This is a genomic window from Phenylobacterium sp. (genome assembly GCF_030645195.1).
Taxonomy (GTDB): domain Bacteria; phylum Pseudomonadota; class Alphaproteobacteria; order Caulobacterales; family Caulobacteraceae; genus Phenylobacterium.
Map to the genome: position 1 here is coordinate 1 of NZ_JAUSLW010000075.1, position 13,198 is coordinate 13,198.

The 13,198-nt window shown below is 69.0% G+C and carries 15 protein-coding genes and 1 pseudogene; 5 read left to right on the forward strand and 11 right to left on the reverse strand.

Going from position 1 to position 13,198, the window contains the following annotated elements; all coding sequences use genetic code 11:
* A pseudogene (locus tag Q7T09_RS07065) lies at window positions 1-363 on the forward strand (hypothetical protein); the annotation flags it as partial.
* A gap of 46 nt (window positions 364-409) precedes the next feature.
* On the opposite strand, the gene Q7T09_RS07070 reads toward Q7T09_RS07065, so the two are convergent.
* Window positions 410-781 (reverse strand): hypothetical protein, encoded by a 372-nt coding sequence (locus Q7T09_RS07070; protein WP_304698782.1) that lies wholly within the window; start codon window positions 779-781, stop codon window positions 410-412.
* A gap of 19 nt (window positions 782-800) precedes the next feature.
* On the reverse strand, window positions 801-1,613 hold the full coding sequence (locus tag Q7T09_RS07075; protein WP_304698784.1) for a universal stress protein: 813 nt from the start codon (window positions 1,611-1,613) through the stop codon (window positions 801-803).
* Window positions 1,614-1,771: 158 nt separating this feature from the next.
* On the opposite strand from Q7T09_RS07075, the gene Q7T09_RS07080 reads away from it, so the two are divergent.
* The 3 genes from Q7T09_RS07080 to Q7T09_RS07090 are packed head-to-tail and all read left to right on the forward strand — an operon-like array spanning window position 1,772 to window position 3,846.
* Complete coding sequence (locus tag Q7T09_RS07080) at window positions 1,772-2,365, forward strand: HD family hydrolase (RefSeq protein WP_304698809.1); 594 nt, start codon at window positions 1,772-1,774, stop codon at window positions 2,363-2,365.
* A gap of 2 nt (window positions 2,366-2,367) precedes the next feature.
* Entirely contained in the window at window positions 2,368-2,877 is a 510-nt protein-coding gene (locus Q7T09_RS07085; RefSeq protein WP_304698786.1) for a tyrosine phosphatase family protein, read from the forward strand.
* Window positions 2,878-3,846 (forward strand): NAD regulator, encoded by a 969-nt coding sequence (locus Q7T09_RS07090; protein WP_304698788.1) that lies wholly within the window; start codon window positions 2,878-2,880, stop codon window positions 3,844-3,846.
* Between the two features lie 12 nt (window positions 3,847-3,858).
* Here the strand turns inward: Q7T09_RS07090 and Q7T09_RS07095 are convergent, their stop codons facing one another.
* The 9 genes from Q7T09_RS07095 to Q7T09_RS07135 all read right to left on the reverse strand — a co-directional run bounded on the left by Q7T09_RS07095 (window position 3,859) and on the right by Q7T09_RS07135 (window position 12,019).
* Window positions 3,859-4,320, reverse strand: a complete 462-nt coding sequence (locus tag Q7T09_RS07095) for a hypothetical protein (RefSeq protein WP_304698790.1) — start codon at window positions 4,318-4,320, stop codon at window positions 3,859-3,861.
* Between the two features lie 115 nt (window positions 4,321-4,435).
* Window positions 4,436-5,209, reverse strand: a complete 774-nt coding sequence (locus Q7T09_RS07100) for an SDR family NAD(P)-dependent oxidoreductase (RefSeq protein ID WP_304698792.1) — start codon at window positions 5,207-5,209, stop codon at window positions 4,436-4,438.
* A 58-nt stretch (window positions 5,210-5,267) separates the two neighbouring features.
* The gene (locus Q7T09_RS07105; protein WP_304698794.1) at window positions 5,268-7,415 is read right to left on the reverse strand and encodes an ATP-binding protein; all 2,148 of its coding nucleotides are present in this window, start codon (window positions 7,413-7,415) and stop codon (window positions 5,268-5,270) included.
* A gap of 137 nt (window positions 7,416-7,552) precedes the next feature.
* Window positions 7,553-8,044 (reverse strand): chemotaxis protein CheW, encoded by a 492-nt coding sequence (locus Q7T09_RS07110; protein WP_304698796.1) that lies wholly within the window; start codon window positions 8,042-8,044, stop codon window positions 7,553-7,555.
* Between the two features lie 2 nt (window positions 8,045-8,046).
* Window positions 8,047-9,636: a globin-coupled sensor protein gene (locus Q7T09_RS07115; RefSeq protein ID WP_304698798.1), complete on the reverse strand. Its 1,590-nt coding sequence runs from the start codon at window positions 9,634-9,636 to the stop codon at window positions 8,047-8,049.
* 438 nt (window positions 9,637-10,074) lie between these two features.
* Complete coding sequence (locus Q7T09_RS07120) at window positions 10,075-10,254, reverse strand: hypothetical protein (protein ID WP_304698800.1); 180 nt, start codon at window positions 10,252-10,254, stop codon at window positions 10,075-10,077.
* Between the two features lie 196 nt (window positions 10,255-10,450).
* Window positions 10,451-11,380 (reverse strand): sterol desaturase family protein, encoded by a 930-nt coding sequence (locus Q7T09_RS07125; RefSeq protein ID WP_304698802.1) that lies wholly within the window; start codon window positions 11,378-11,380, stop codon window positions 10,451-10,453.
* On the reverse strand, window positions 11,380-11,766 hold the full coding sequence (locus Q7T09_RS07130) for a hypothetical protein (RefSeq protein ID WP_304698804.1): 387 nt from the start codon (window positions 11,764-11,766) through the stop codon (window positions 11,380-11,382). The genes Q7T09_RS07125 and Q7T09_RS07130 overlap by 1 nt, the downstream gene beginning before the upstream one ends.
* A gap of 73 nt (window positions 11,767-11,839) precedes the next feature.
* A complete protein-coding gene (locus Q7T09_RS07135) occupies window positions 11,840-12,019 on the reverse strand; it encodes a hypothetical protein (protein WP_304698806.1) in 180 nt (59 codons plus the stop codon).
* A 188-nt stretch (window positions 12,020-12,207) separates the two neighbouring features.
* Between Q7T09_RS07135 and Q7T09_RS07140 the strand changes: the two genes are divergently transcribed.
* Window positions 12,208-13,029: a hypothetical protein gene (locus tag Q7T09_RS07140; RefSeq protein ID WP_304698808.1), complete on the forward strand. Its 822-nt coding sequence runs from the start codon at window positions 12,208-12,210 to the stop codon at window positions 13,027-13,029.
* The last annotated feature ends 169 nt before the right edge of the window (window positions 13,030-13,198 follow it).

Below are 13,198 nucleotides of genomic sequence, written 5' to 3' on the forward strand. Positions count from 1 at the left end.
GATCACACCCGCGTCGACCTGCCGGGCCTGCACGTGGTGGCCGAGGGCGACAAGGCCGACGTCAGCGTGGGGCCGATCCACATCGACGCCGACGGCGACAACTCCACCGCCACGATCAAGATGTACCGGGAGGTCCGCCTGCGCGGCGAGGCCCTGTCGCGAGAGAAGCGCGGCGTCCGCGCCACCTTCATCTATGCCGGCGACGATCTGTCGGGCGGCTATCGCTATCTCGGCTACGAGGCTGGCGGGCCGCGCACGGGACCACTGACGGTCGCCGTGGTGAAGTCGAAATCCCGGTCGAACCAGCACAGCGACATGTACGAGGACGTCAAGAAGCTGGTCCGCAAGAACGGCGGGGTCTGACGGCCCGCCGCCGGCGAACCGGAATTCGGTTCGCCGGGGCGGAACTCTAGACGGCTTGGACCTCGACGACCTTGTAGGTCAGGGGGCGGCCGTCCTCGTCGTTGACGGTGACATATTCGCCCACCGCGAACCGGTGGTCGCCGAGGCGGTGGACCGGTTCGTCGTCGGCGGTGTCGCCGGCCTCATAGTCGAAATACCAGCGGGTCCCCTTGCGGGCCAGGCGGCCGTCGGTGGCCTCCTCGTCCGGGGCGAAGCGGCGGACCACGCACTCGGCCTTGGCCTTGGAATAGGCCGCCTCGTCGATGTGACCGTCGGCGGTGAGGGGCGCGGTCAGCGTGTAGCCGCGGTGATCGTCGCCCCCGGCGAATTCAGTGCCCGGATTGCGGGCGAGCCGCATCACGATGCGCGACAAACTCATGGCGCGAGACCTCTTTAACTCAGTGGGAAAGGAACAGCGACGGCTGATCAGCCGCCAGTAGCGACCGCGTCGTACCGCCGAAGATGAACTCCTGCAACCGCGGGTGCCCGAAGGCGCCGGCCACCAGCACGTCGGCGTCGGCCTTCTTGGTGGCGTAGAGCAGCAGGGGGGCGGCGTCGCCGGTGTCCGGCAGGATGTCGACGTCCGAGGCGATGCCCCGGGCGGCGTAATAGGCCTGCAGGCGGGCGGGGTCGAAGCTGCGGGAGCTGGCCTTGGGGGCGGCCAGGATGACCACCCGGGAGGCCTTTTCCAGCAGCGGCATGGCCAGGCGGGCGGCGCGGGAGGCTTCCTTGCCCCCATCCCAGGCCACGGCCACGACGCCGCCGGTCTTGAAGCCCTCGCGGGCGATCAGCACCGGGCGCTGCTCGTCGGCCACCATCTGCTGGAAGGCCTCGGCGAGCGGGCCGCGGCCGCGCGGCGGGTCGTTGGTGAAGACCACCACGTCCGACAGGCGGCTCTCGGCGGACAGCCCGGCCCAGACCGGGGTCTGCAGGGCGATGAAATTGGCCTTGGGATAGGCGCAGGCCGCGACGGCGGCGCGGGCCTTGGTCTCGCCGGCGGCGGCGGCTTCCTTCAGGGATTCCAGCGCCGTGGACTGCACGCCGCCCAGGAAGCCCTCGCCCATCCAGGGCATGACGTCGGCCACGTCGGCGGGGGTGTAGACACAGGCAAGCTCGGCGCCGAAGGGCTCGGCCAGCAGGGCGGCGGCCTTCACGGCGGCCTTGTCGCCCTCGCCGCCGGACAGCGGCGTCATGATTCTAGCCCAACTCATGTGTTTCCCCTTGGCATGATCACAGTGGTGAGGACGATGGACCTGCTCATTGATCTTTCTCAAGTCCTGGTTCAGGTCACGACCTTGAGTGTGAGAGGAACGCGTCGGTGAGGAAAGGGCTGCGTAAGACCGCCAAGGAGCCCCGGGCCTGGCAGCGCATGCTGTCGGGGCGCCGGCTGGACCTGCTCGACCCGTCCCCCATGGACATAGAGATCGAGGACATCGCCCACGGCCTGGCCCGGGTGGCGCGCTGGAACGGCCAGACGGTGGGCGACCACGCCTTCTCGGTGGCCCAGCACTCGGTGGTGGTGGAGGAGATCTGCGCCCACATCCAGCCGGACCTGGAGCCGCGCTGGCGGCTGGCGGCCCTGCTGCACGACGCGTCGGAGTACGTGATCGGCGACATGATCAGCCCGTTCAAGGCGGCGCTGGGATACGACTACAAGTTGTTCGAAGAACGACTAGAAATTGCGATCCATGCGCGGTTCGGGCTGCCGGCCAAGGTTCCGCCGGCGATCAAGAAGCTGATCAAGCAGGCCGACCGAGCCTGCGCCTATTTCGAGGCGACGCAGCTGGCGGGGTTCGAGGTGGCGGAGTCGATCGAGTTCTTCGATCCGCCGCCGGCGGGATACCAACTGCACATCGAACCGTTGTCGGCGGGACAGGCGCAGATACGTTACATCCAGCGTTACCATGTGCTGTCGGAGGCGGCGGGATTCTCCGTCACGCCCCAGGCTTTCGATACGGAGTGAGCGTGACCTTCATCATCTGCGGACTGGCCGAGGTTCCCGCCGTCATCGCGGCGCGGCGGCCGTCGCACATGATCACCCTGCTGGACCCCTCCAGCATGATCGAGACCCCGGCGGCGATCACGCCGGCCAACCACCTGCGGCTGGGGGTCAACGACATCGCCGAGCCCATGGACGGCATGATCCCACCCGACGAGCAGCTGGTGCGCGACCTGCTGGCCTTCGGCGGGCAGTGGAGCGGCGACGCCCCCATGCTGATCCACTGCTGGGCCGGGATCAGCCGCTCCACCGCCAGCGCCTTCGTCCTGGCCTGCGAGCGCAACCCGCAGGCCGACGAGCGGCAGATGGCCCTGGTCATGCGCCGCGCCGCCCGCCACGCCTCCCCCAACCGCCGGATCATCGCGCTGGCCGACGACATCATGGGCCGCGGGGGCCGGATGGCCGACGCCGTGGCGGCCATGGGCGACTACGACTACGGGCGCGCCCAGCCCTTCGATTTCCCGGCCCGCCACTAGATGGCCCGCGCCGTCGTCATCGGGTTGTCGGCCGTGGTGGTGGCCATCCGCGACGGCCAGGCCGTGGTGCTGACCGTGCGGCCGGAGCGCCAGCAGGCGGGCCTGCCCTTCGGCCCCTTCGACCCCGACGGCCACCGCACCTTCGAACTGGCCCTGCGCGCCTTCGTGACCGCCCAGACGCGGTTCGAGCTGGGCTATGTCGAGCAGCTCTACACCTTCGGCGACAAGGGCCGCGACGCGCCCCTGGCCGACATGGGCGCCGGCGCCGGCGCCGGCGCCGCCCGGGTGATCTCGGTGGGGTATCTCGCCCTCACCCCCCAGGCCGTCGAGACCCACGCCCCCGACACCGCCTGGGCCGACTGGAGCCGGTTCTTCCCCTGGGAGGACTGGCGCGAGGGCCGCCCGGCGGCGCTGACCGCCCTGGAGCCGGCCCTGCGCCAGTGGGCCGACGCCGCGGCGGGTCCCGAGGCGATCCGCCGCCGCTCGGCCGCCCGCCTGCTGTTCGCCTTGGACGACGCCCCCTGGAACGAGGAGCGGGTGCTGGAGCGCTACGAGCTGCTTTACGAGGCGGGCCTCGCCCCCGAGGCCGCCCGCGACCGGGGGGAGCACGCCCCCTCCCCGGCCCTGGCCGGCGCCATGGGCGAGCCGATGTTCTCCGACCACCGCCGCATCCTGGCCACCGCACTCTCCCGCCTGCGCGGCAAGCTGAAATACCGCCCGGTGGTGTTCGAATTGATGCCCGAGGCCTTCACGCTGTCGTCCCTGCAGCGGGCGGTGGAGGCCATAGCCGGCGTCCCCCTGCACAAGCAGAACTTCCGCCGCGCCCTGGAGCGGGCCGAGCTGGTGGAGGGCCTGGGGTCGATGGACACCGACACCGGCGGCCGGCCGGCCGAGCTGTTCCGCTTCCGCCGCGAGATCCTGGGCGCCCGCCCGGTCTCGGGCTTGAGCCTGCCGCTGCTGCGGGACTGAGCGGCGAGACCGCTATCTCCAGGAGGCCGGCGGCCTGGGCAGGGTCTGGGCGCGGGCGATACACTCCCGCAGGCCCGGCGTCAGGTCCGCCCGCAGGATGGCGGCCTTGTCGGGCTGGCCGTCGCCGTGCTTCAGGGCGGCGTACCAGGCCGGCAGGAGATCGTCGATGACGCGTTTGTCCGCCTCCGGCCCCACCTGTTTCGCCAGGATCTCGGAGTCGTAGATGATGCGGTCGGCGACCGCGTAGATCTCGCGCATCAGGTCGAGGTCGGCCTGGGTCGGACTGTTCTCGGGCTTGGTGAGCGAGATGAAGCCCCCCAGACGCAGCTCGCAGAGATGGTCCTTGCGCAGATAGTAGAGCCTGGCGTCCTCGACGGGCTGGGTGACGGGTTGGGCCGAGGCGGGCGCGCCCATCGCGAGGGCCGCCAGGACGCCCGCCGCAAGGGCTCGCAGGATCGGAATTCTCACCGTCATCACGCACCCCATTTGGCGACAGGCGCACCGAACGCGGCCTGGGCCACCGGGCGAAGGATACGCCCTTTCGGCCCGGGGGCCGAATCGGCGGGCCACGCATGCGCGGTGAGCCGCCTCAGTTGGCGGTGAAGCCGCCGTCCACCACCACTTCCGACCCGGTCATGAAGGCCGCCCGGTCGGAGGCCAGGAAGGTGATGGCGTCGGCGATGTTGGAGACCTCCCCCAGGTGGCCCAGGGGGTGGCGCTGGGCGATGGCGGTGCGGGCCTCGTTGTCGCCGGCGCCGGTGGCCGCCGAGACGCCCGACAGCACTTCGCGGCCCATGTCGGTCTCGATGACGCCGGGGTGGACGGAATTGACCCGGACGTTGAGGGCGGCGAACTCCATGGCCAGGGACTTGGTCAGCAGCCGCACCGCCCCCTTCGAGGCGTTGTAGGCGCTGGTCCCGGCCGACCCCACCAGGCCGGCGATAGAGGAGAGGTTGATGATCGAGGCCCCGCCCCGCCAGCGACCGGCCCGCTCGGCCAGCAGGGGAATGGCGTGCTTGGCGCCGAGGAACACGCCCTCGACATTGACCGCCTGAAGCCTGCGCCAGTCCTCCAGGGTCGTCAGGGTGACGGGCTTCATCAGGAACAGGCCGGCATTGTTGACCAGGATGTCCAGGCCGCCGGCCCGGGTGCGGGCGAAGTCGATGGTCTCGATCCAGCCGGGCTCGTCGGTGACGTCCTGGGCCAGGGCCAGGCCCCCCAGCTCGTCGGCCAGGGCCTGGGGCGCCTCCAGGTCGGTGACGATCACCCGCGCGCCCTCCGCGGCCAGGGCCCGGGCCGTCGCCGCCCCGATGCCGCGCCCCGCGCCGGTGACCAGCGCAATCCTGCCCGCGAGATCTGTCATGGTGTCCCCTCCGTCTGGCGCAACCGTAAGGCTGACCAGGCGAGAGGGAAAGGGCGGCCTAGCCAGGAGCCCGCGCCAGCGGCAGGGATCTGGGACCCCGACTCCCCGGCCCGACCCCCGTGGCTGCGAACTCCAAGACCAGAGAAATAAGCAAGCCCGCGTCGATCGGCTTTGTGAGGAAGGCGTTCGCGCCGGCCGCCTCCGCGTCCTCTCTGTGCTCCGGCATGGCGTTGGCGGTCAGGACACAGATGGGAATCCCCGCGCCACCGCCCGCCGCCTCACGCGCCCGGATGCGGCGAATGGCCGTGAGGCCATCCATCACCGGCATCTGCATGTCCATCAGGATGAGGTCGTAGTCCTGGGCCTCCGCCGCCAGGACGGCATCCAGTCCATTCTCGACACAGGTCAGATCGACGGACAGTTCATCGAGGATCATTTCAACCGCCAGGCGGTTGATCGGATAATCCTCGGCCAGAAGCACCCGTAGGGGTTCCGCTTTGCGGTCGGGCGGGATGGCCGGGCTTCTGAGGGGCAGGTCGAGGATCGCCTCGGCCCGCTTCAGGGGCAGCTCGAACAGGAAGGTCGAGCCGCGACCCGGCGTCGATGTCGCCGAGATGTCGCCCTGCATCAGCGTCACCAGCGCCTTGGAGATCGAGAGGCCCAGCCCCGTGCCCCCGAACCGCCGCGTGATCGAGCCGTCCGCCTGCTCGAAGCGTTCGAACAGGCTCTGGGCGATCTCGGGCGCGAAGCCGATGCCCGTGTCCTCGACGACAAACCTGATCCGGCAATCCCCGTCGGAAGGATTCAGGTTGGCGACCGAGAGACGGATGCCGCCATGTTCCGTGAATTTCACCGCGTTGCTCAGCAGGTTTGACAGGACCTGACGAATTTTGAGGTCGTCGCCGAGGTAATGGCCACTGGCGTCCGCAGCGATGCTCATGCTGAAGTCGATGTTCTTTTCCGCGGCGCCGGCGCGGAAGAGCGCGAAGGTGTCGGCGATCAGGCCGTCGAGCTCGAAGGGCTCGGCGCGCACCGAAAAGCGTCCGGCGTCAATCTTCGCCAGGTCCAGGATGTCGCTCAACAGGCCCTGCAGGGCGCGGCCCGAGGTCTCGATCAGGTTGACCATCTCGGCCTGCTTGGCGCTCAGCTCGGTCCGCGCCAAGGCGCCGGCGATGCCCAGGACCCCGTTGAGCGGGGTGCGGATCTCATGGCTCATATTGGCGAGAAAGTCGGACTTGGCGAAATTGGCCCGTTCCGCCTGCTCCCGCGCCTCGATCAGCCGGCCCTCGGCGGCCTTCCGCTCCGACAGATCGCGCAGGACGACGATGAACGCGAAGCCGTCGGCGGTCTCCAGCCTCGCCAGCGAGGCCTCGGCGGGAAATTCCTCGCCGGTCTTGCGCCGGCCAAAGATCTCAGACCGCTCGTGCATGGTGAGGCTGGGCCTGGCCCCGGCGATGAATCCCTCGACGTGGCGATGGTGCCTGGAATGAAACCGCTGCGGCATCAGGTGCTCGACCTTGCGCCCGAGCACCTCGCCGGCGCTGTAGCCGAAGATCGCCTCGGCGCCGGCGCTGAACGCCAGGATGACCGCGGCGGAATCGGTGACCACGATCGCCTCGGGGGAGATCTTCAGCATGCTCGCCAGCAGGTCCTGGCTGCGGCGGGAGGCCATCTCGGCCGTGCGAATGTGGGTCACGTCCTGCACCGCGCCCAGAATCCTCACCGGTCGGCCGTCGGGCGCGTACTCCACCTCCCCACGCTCGTGAACGATCCGCACGTTCCCGTCCGGCAGGACGATCCGGTGGTCCAGATCGTAAGCCTGCCGGCCCTCGATGGCGTCCCCGACCCGCTGTTCCACCAGGGCCCGGTCGTCGGGGTGCACCCGTTCGAGGAAGGCCGGATAGGTCGGCGCGAAGGCATGCGGCGCCAGGCCGAAGATCCGGTAGATCTGCGCCGACCACACGATATCGTCGGTGAGGATGTCCCATTCCCAGCTGCCCGTGTCGGAAAGGCGCTGCGCCCTCTCAAGGTGGCGGATGAGCTTTTCACGATCGAACTCTGAATCGTTCAGGGCTCCGGTCATCCTAAGCGGTCTCGATCGGTGTTTCAGGAAAGACGCGGACGGCGGCCCTGTTCCCCGGCGGGACAGAGGATGGGACTGATCCTGGGCCTTGAACGCCGTTGGTTGACGCCGACGGGGGGCCAAGCTGATTGAGTCGGCTATGCACAACTAAGGCTACAGCGCGCGGGCCCTGGCCGCCAGCGCGCCCCGGAGCCTTTTCCTTTCGGACCGATTGATCTGAAAGGAAAAACTTTCCGCCAACTCTCTGCCAAGGGCCGCCGCTAGGCCGCCATGGCGACCGCGGCGCCGATCTCGGCCTCCATCCCTCCCGGCAGGACCTCATCAAGGCTGAGCAGGGTCACGATCCCGCCCTCCGTGGTCATGACCCCTTGCACGAAGTCCTGAATGACGGTGGATCCGACGTCCGGTGTTTCCTGCAGCATGTTCTCGGTCAGCAGGAGGATGTCGCAGACGGCGTCCACCAGCAGGCCGACCTGACGGCCATTGATCTGGGCCACGACGACCACCGAGGAACTGTCCGGCTGGCTCGTCCCCAGGCCCAGGCGCGAACCGAGGTCCACCACCGGCAGGATGACGCCCCGCAGGTTGATCATGCCGCGGACATAGGGCGGCGCGTGGGGCAGCGGGGTGGAGGACGCCCAGCCGCGGATCTCGCGGACCGACATGATGTCGATGGCGAACTGCTGGTCGCCGATCTGCACCATGATCAGTTCGGCGCCGACAGCCGGGAGTCTGGTCTGGGGGGCGGACATTCTCAGAACTCCTCCCAACCTTCGCCGCCGCCGCCCACGCTGGCGGCGACCTTGCGCTGCATGGCCCGGGCGGGCGAGGGCCTGGCCGCGAACCCGGCGGACGCGGCCCGCGGCGCGGTTCGGCCGATGGCGCGGGAGGCCCCGGTCCGGAACCCGGCCATCAATTGCGCGAGCTCTCCGGTCTCGGACTTCATCGAATGGGCGGCGGCGGTGGACTCTTCAACCATGGCGGCGTTCTGCTGGACCACCTGGTCCATCTGGTTGACCGCGGAGTTGACCTCGGCCAGCCCCGTCGCCTGTTCCTGGGCCGAGGCGGAGATCGCCGAGATCACGGTGTCGATCTCGGCCACCTTGGTGACGATGGAATGAAGGGCCTTGCCGGTCTCCCCCACCAAGCTCACCCCCTGTCCCACCTGCTGCGACGAGGCCGAGATCAGGGCCTTGATCTCCTTGGCAGCCTCCGCCGAGCGTTGGGCGAGGGCTCGGACCTCCGAGGCCACCACGGCGAAGCCGCGCCCGGCGTCCCCGGCCCGGGCGGCCTCGACCCCGGCGTTCAGGGCCAGGAGGTTGGTCTGGAAGGCGATCTCGTCGATCACCCCGATGATCTGGCTGATCTGGCGCGAGGAATCCTCGATCTGGCCCATGGCCTCGACGGCCTGACCGACCACCTCGCCGGAGCGCTGGGCCTCGCTCTTGGCCTCGGCCACCGCCGCGCCCGCCTGACGCGCGCCCTCGGCGGTCGTCTTCACCGTGGCGGTGATCTCGTCCAGGGCCGCGGCGGTCTCCTCAAGGCCTGCCGCCTGCTGTTCGGTGCGTCGCGACAGGTCGTCGGAGGCCTGGGCCATCTCGTCTGAGCTGGCGCCTATGCTGGCCGTGGAGGCGGCCACCGTGGTCATGGTCTCCTCCAGCTGGGCTATGGCGGCGTTGAAATCCTCGCGCAGCTTCCGGTACTCCTCCGGAAGGTCGTCGGGCATGCGGTAGGTCAGGTCGCCGGCGGCCAGGGCCGCCATGCCCGCGCCCACGGAGTGGACGACGGTGGCGCGTTCGCTCGCGAGCACCTCGGCCTCGGCCTTCTTGCGCGCTTCTTCAGCGGCTTCGAGATAGACCGAGATCGCATAGTCCATGTCGAGCAGGGTGGCCTTGGTCAGGGCCCCCAACTCCGCGGACACCTTCTTGACGCCGGGCCCCTTCTTGGCCCCGAAGCCGCTCTTGGGCCAGCGCGCCGCGAGCACGCCTCCGATCAGCGCCTCCAGCAGCAGGGCGTAGCCGCCGATATACCAGCGCGGCTCAAGGCCGATCCGGGCATGGATCTCACCCACCTTGGTGACGGCGCGCACATAGTTATGATCGAACTGACCGCTGGAAATCGCTTCCCAGTGGTTGAGCTGCCGGTCCTTGGCGCTGCTGACGTGGCTCTGGCTCGAGAAGAACTTCCGCGTTTCGGGGAAGGCCTGGATCTGCGCGTAGAACGCATCCAGCGCCCCCGGCAGATCCCGCATGATGACGGTTTTCACATCACGGATGTCTTGTTGCGCGTCCGTGTCCAGCTTCATGAAGCTGAGGCGATCACTCAAGGACTGGTCTTGGGTCATTTCGAGTTCCTCATGTCTTTGGACAAGATTTCCGAGCGTGCCTGCGCCCCGACAAAAGGGTTTTTTGACCTGAAATTCATGGAGCCCCCCGGCGCTGTATCTGCGGAGGTTGTCGGCCTGCAAATCCTCGCAAGTGGTTAACGCGATCGAAACCATAAGAACCAAAATGGGTATTCGCGCCGAAGACGGACTAAATACGGGGCGATCTATTAGTTCGTCAGCAATAGAATTCGATCAGCAGATCATTGTTTCACATGTTTTTTCGGCATTTCCCTTCATCGTCCAATGAGACGACATATTTATAGGCATGAGACAACTTGTCGCACGGCAAGATTACACGAATGACGAGAGGTATTTTTCGGTCCCCGGCGGCGTACAGGCTGAATCCCAAATGGGGGTCAGACGCTCGCTCCCCGATCCGATGTCCGGCCCGCCGCCTCAGTGCCGTGGATCGAAAACCGAGGAGAAGCGCGAGCCGGGGAAGGCGCGGCGGGCGTACTGGCGGTCGGAGGTCTCGCGGGGCCGGCGCTCCTCGGCGAACTCGGCCAGCACCTGCAGCAGACGCACCATCGGATCGTCGTCGATGAGCACGGTCCTGTTGTTCGGATGACGTTCCATGCTCCATCAACGGGCCTGGCGTGGTGAAGGTTCCCGTGAGGCGCGAACCGGGGGTGGGTGGCCCTCAATCCAAACGCCGTCATCCCGGACGGCCGACAGGCCGATCCGGGACCCAGGGGCCGTACGCTGGGCTCCTGGGTCCCGGCTCTCCGCTTCGCTGCGGCCGGGATGACGTGGGGGGGACCCGCGTGGCCCCCTAGGCGGCGACGTCGGGGGCGTCCCGCTTCGCCTGCTCGGCCTCCCATTGCGCTTTCAGGGTCGCCGAGGTGTCGCGGGAGCCGTCGGGGCTCCAACCGGGGGCGCCGAAGAGGTAGCCCACGACCTCGCGCGGGGAGCGGGCGCCGGCCAGGTCCTTGGCGATCCCGGCCCATTCGTGAAAGGCTACGCGCAGGATATTGAAGTTGTTCAGGTTCTTTACGATTCCGTAGCGCGGCGTCTCCTCGTCCAGCTCGGGCTGGAAGGTGCCGAAGAGTTTGTCCCAGACGATCAGGATGCCGGCATAGTTGCTGTCGAGGTAGCGCGGGTTGCGGGCGTGGTGGACGCGGTGGTGGGAGGGGGTGTTGAACACCGCCTCGAACCAGCGGGGCATGCGCCGAATCGCCTCGGTATGGATCCAGAACTGGTAGACGAGGCTGATCCCCTTCTGGATGGCCAGCATGGCCGGCGGGAAGCCGAGGAAGGCGAGCGGCAGCCACAGCGCCCAGGTGGCCGCGACGCCGCCGGTCCAGGTCTGCCGCAGGGCCGTCGACAGGTTGTAGTGCTGCGAGGAGTGGTGGTTGACGTGGGCCGCCCACCAGAACCGCCGCTCGTGGCTCAGGCGGTGGAACCAGTAATAGGTCAGGTCCTCCAGGAAGAAGATCGCCACCCAGGCCCAGACCGCGGTCATGGGGATGTCGAAGGCCCGGTGCTTCCACACCCAGACCGTGGCGGCGAAGGCCAGGCCGCCGGTGATGAGCCCGGCCACGTTGCTGCCCAGGCCCATGGCCAGGGAGGCCATGGTGTCGCGGGTCTCGTAGTGGGCCTTCACCGCCTTGAAGCGGGCCAGCGCGATTTCCAGGATGATGGCCAGGACGAAGAAGGGGATCGCCAGGGTCACCGGATCGAAGGGGGCGTGTAGCGGATCCATCAGCGGGCTCCCGCCGGGGGCCAGGCGTCGAAGGCCAGGCGGGCGCGGGGCGCGGCGACGTCGGCGAGATCGAGCCTCAGCACCCCGTCGCGGAAGCTGGCGGACAGCGCCTGGGCCCAGGGGATGTGGCGGGCCGCGTAGCCGTCGCCCACCTCGCACAGGACCAGGGCCGAGGCCCCGGAGCGCGCCAGGGCGCCGCGGCCGTCGGTGGCGATCCAGAGGCCGTCCAGGGTCTTGCCGGGGAATTCGTCGGCCAGCAGGGCCCGGGCGCGGGCGTCGCTGAGCGGCGACATCGGCTTGGCGATCTTGGCCCAGGCCGCCACGGCCACCAGCACGGCCACGGCCGCGAACGATCCGGCCAACTGGATCAGCATCGCCTTGTCCAAATCGTCTCTCCCCTTGGCGGCGGAGGGTCGGCCGTGGACGGAGGGTCGTCAAGGGGCGTGGGGCGCGCCGCCGTCAAGGGCGCCGCGGCTCGAAGGTGTAGGCCCAGGGGTAGTCCGAGGCGCGGAGGTCGCCGGCCCTGGCCTGGTCGAGGGCGCGGCGCGAGCGGGCGCTGAGGAACTGGGCGTAGGTGATGATCTCGGCGGTCGGCAGGTCGGCCGCGGGGACCGGGATGTCGGGGAGCTCGTGTTGCATGGCGTCACCTGGGGGCGGCGGGGTTCGCCGCCATGCCCGTCATGACGCGCCAACCCGGCTGAATAGAGGCGGAGCGCGCCGTTGGGCGGCGTTCATGTTCGGGCTGGCGGGCCATTTTGTTCTGTTTTTGTTCGGAGAAACCGGCCCCCCGTGGCAAGATGGCGGGGTCAGGCTTGGAGGCGATCGGCTTGGGTTTCGGCGATGAGGCGCCGCAGGATGCGCGGCGGAACGGTTATGATCCCGATCTGGCGGCGGCCGTCTGCGCGCGGATCGAGGCGGGTGAGAGCCTGAGGCGGATCTGCCGCGAGCCCGGCATGCCCAGCCCCCAGACCCTGCACCAATGGCGGATGGGCGACCCGCTGCTGGCCGAGCGCTACGCCGCGGCCCAGGCGGCGGCGCGGCGCAACCAGATCCAGGAGGACGAGGCGGCCCGGCTGCGGCGTCTGGAGGCCCGCAAGCAGCCCTGGGGGCGGCCCGACACCTATACCGATGCGATCGGCGGCGAGATTTGCCGGCGACTGGCGCAGGGCGAGAGCCTGGTGGCCATCGGCGGGTCGCCGGGGATGCCGGTGACCCAGACCATCTACAAGTGGCTGCGCAAGCACGCCGACTTCCGGCAGGACTACGCCCGGGCCCGGGAGGTGCAGGCGCAGATCAAGGAGGAGCTGGCCTGGGAGATCGCGATGCGGGCTCGGCCGGAGACGGCGCGGGTGGCCCGCCTGCAGTTCGACGTGATCCGCTGGCAGCTGGGGCGGCTGTCGCCCAAGAAGTACGCCGAGGACGCCGAGCCCGAGGGCTTCGACATGGACGTCTATATCCGCAAGTTCGGCTGCGGCGACGGGCCCGACACCCTGGAACTGGTGGCCGGCCCGAGCTTCGAGGCGGCCAAGGCCCGGGCCGAGCGGGAGCGGGGTCGTAGGGAGGCGGGCCTCCCTCCCCTTCATGGGGAGGGTGTACGAGGCGTCAGCCTCGGACGGGTGGGGAATACTGGCCAGACTCCCCCACCCTGACCGCTATCGCGGTCTGCCCCTCCCCATAAAGGGGAGGGAGAAACCAAAACAGGGCCGCCCCGGGAGGGACGGCCCTGTCTCGAAGTCCGTCGGCGGCGGGCGGGAGGCCCGCGCCGGAAGTCCTACTTCTTGGCCTTCTTGGGGGCTTCGCCGTTGACGGCGTCCTTGA

Excerpts from the sequence above, each read along its gene's own strand:
- Q7T09_RS07115 (WP_304698798.1), bottom strand. The coding sequence starts at position 9,636 with ATGACCCAAGACCAGTCCTTGAGTGATCGCCTCAGCTTCATGAAGCTG.
- Q7T09_RS07125 (WP_304698802.1), bottom strand. The coding sequence starts at position 11,380 with ATGGATCCGCTACACGCCCCCTTCGATCCGGTGACCCTGGCGATCCCC.
- Q7T09_RS07135 (WP_304698806.1), bottom strand. The coding sequence starts at position 12,019 with ATGCAACACGAGCTCCCCGACATCCCGGTCCCCGCGGCCGACCTGCCG.
- Q7T09_RS07075 (WP_304698784.1), bottom strand. The coding sequence starts at position 1,613 with ATGAGTTGGGCTAGAATCATGACGCCGCTGTCCGGCGGCGAGGGCGAC.
- Q7T09_RS07095 (WP_304698790.1), bottom strand. The coding sequence starts at position 4,320 with ATGACGGTGAGAATTCCGATCCTGCGAGCCCTTGCGGCGGGCGTCCTG.
- Q7T09_RS07110 (WP_304698796.1), bottom strand. The coding sequence starts at position 8,044 with ATGTCCGCCCCCCAGACCAGACTCCCGGCTGTCGGCGCCGAACTGATC.
- Q7T09_RS07070 (WP_304698782.1), bottom strand. The coding sequence starts at position 781 with ATGAGTTTGTCGCGCATCGTGATGCGGCTCGCCCGCAATCCGGGCACT.
- Q7T09_RS07090 (WP_304698788.1), top strand. The coding sequence starts at position 2,878 with ATGGCCCGCGCCGTCGTCATCGGGTTGTCGGCCGTGGTGGTGGCCATC.
- Q7T09_RS07120 (WP_304698800.1), bottom strand. The coding sequence starts at position 10,254 with ATGGAACGTCATCCGAACAACAGGACCGTGCTCATCGACGACGATCCG.
- Q7T09_RS07080 (WP_304698809.1), top strand. The coding sequence starts at position 1,772 with ATGCTGTCGGGGCGCCGGCTGGACCTGCTCGACCCGTCCCCCATGGAC.
- Q7T09_RS07100 (WP_304698792.1), bottom strand. The coding sequence starts at position 5,209 with ATGACAGATCTCGCGGGCAGGATTGCGCTGGTCACCGGCGCGGGGCGC.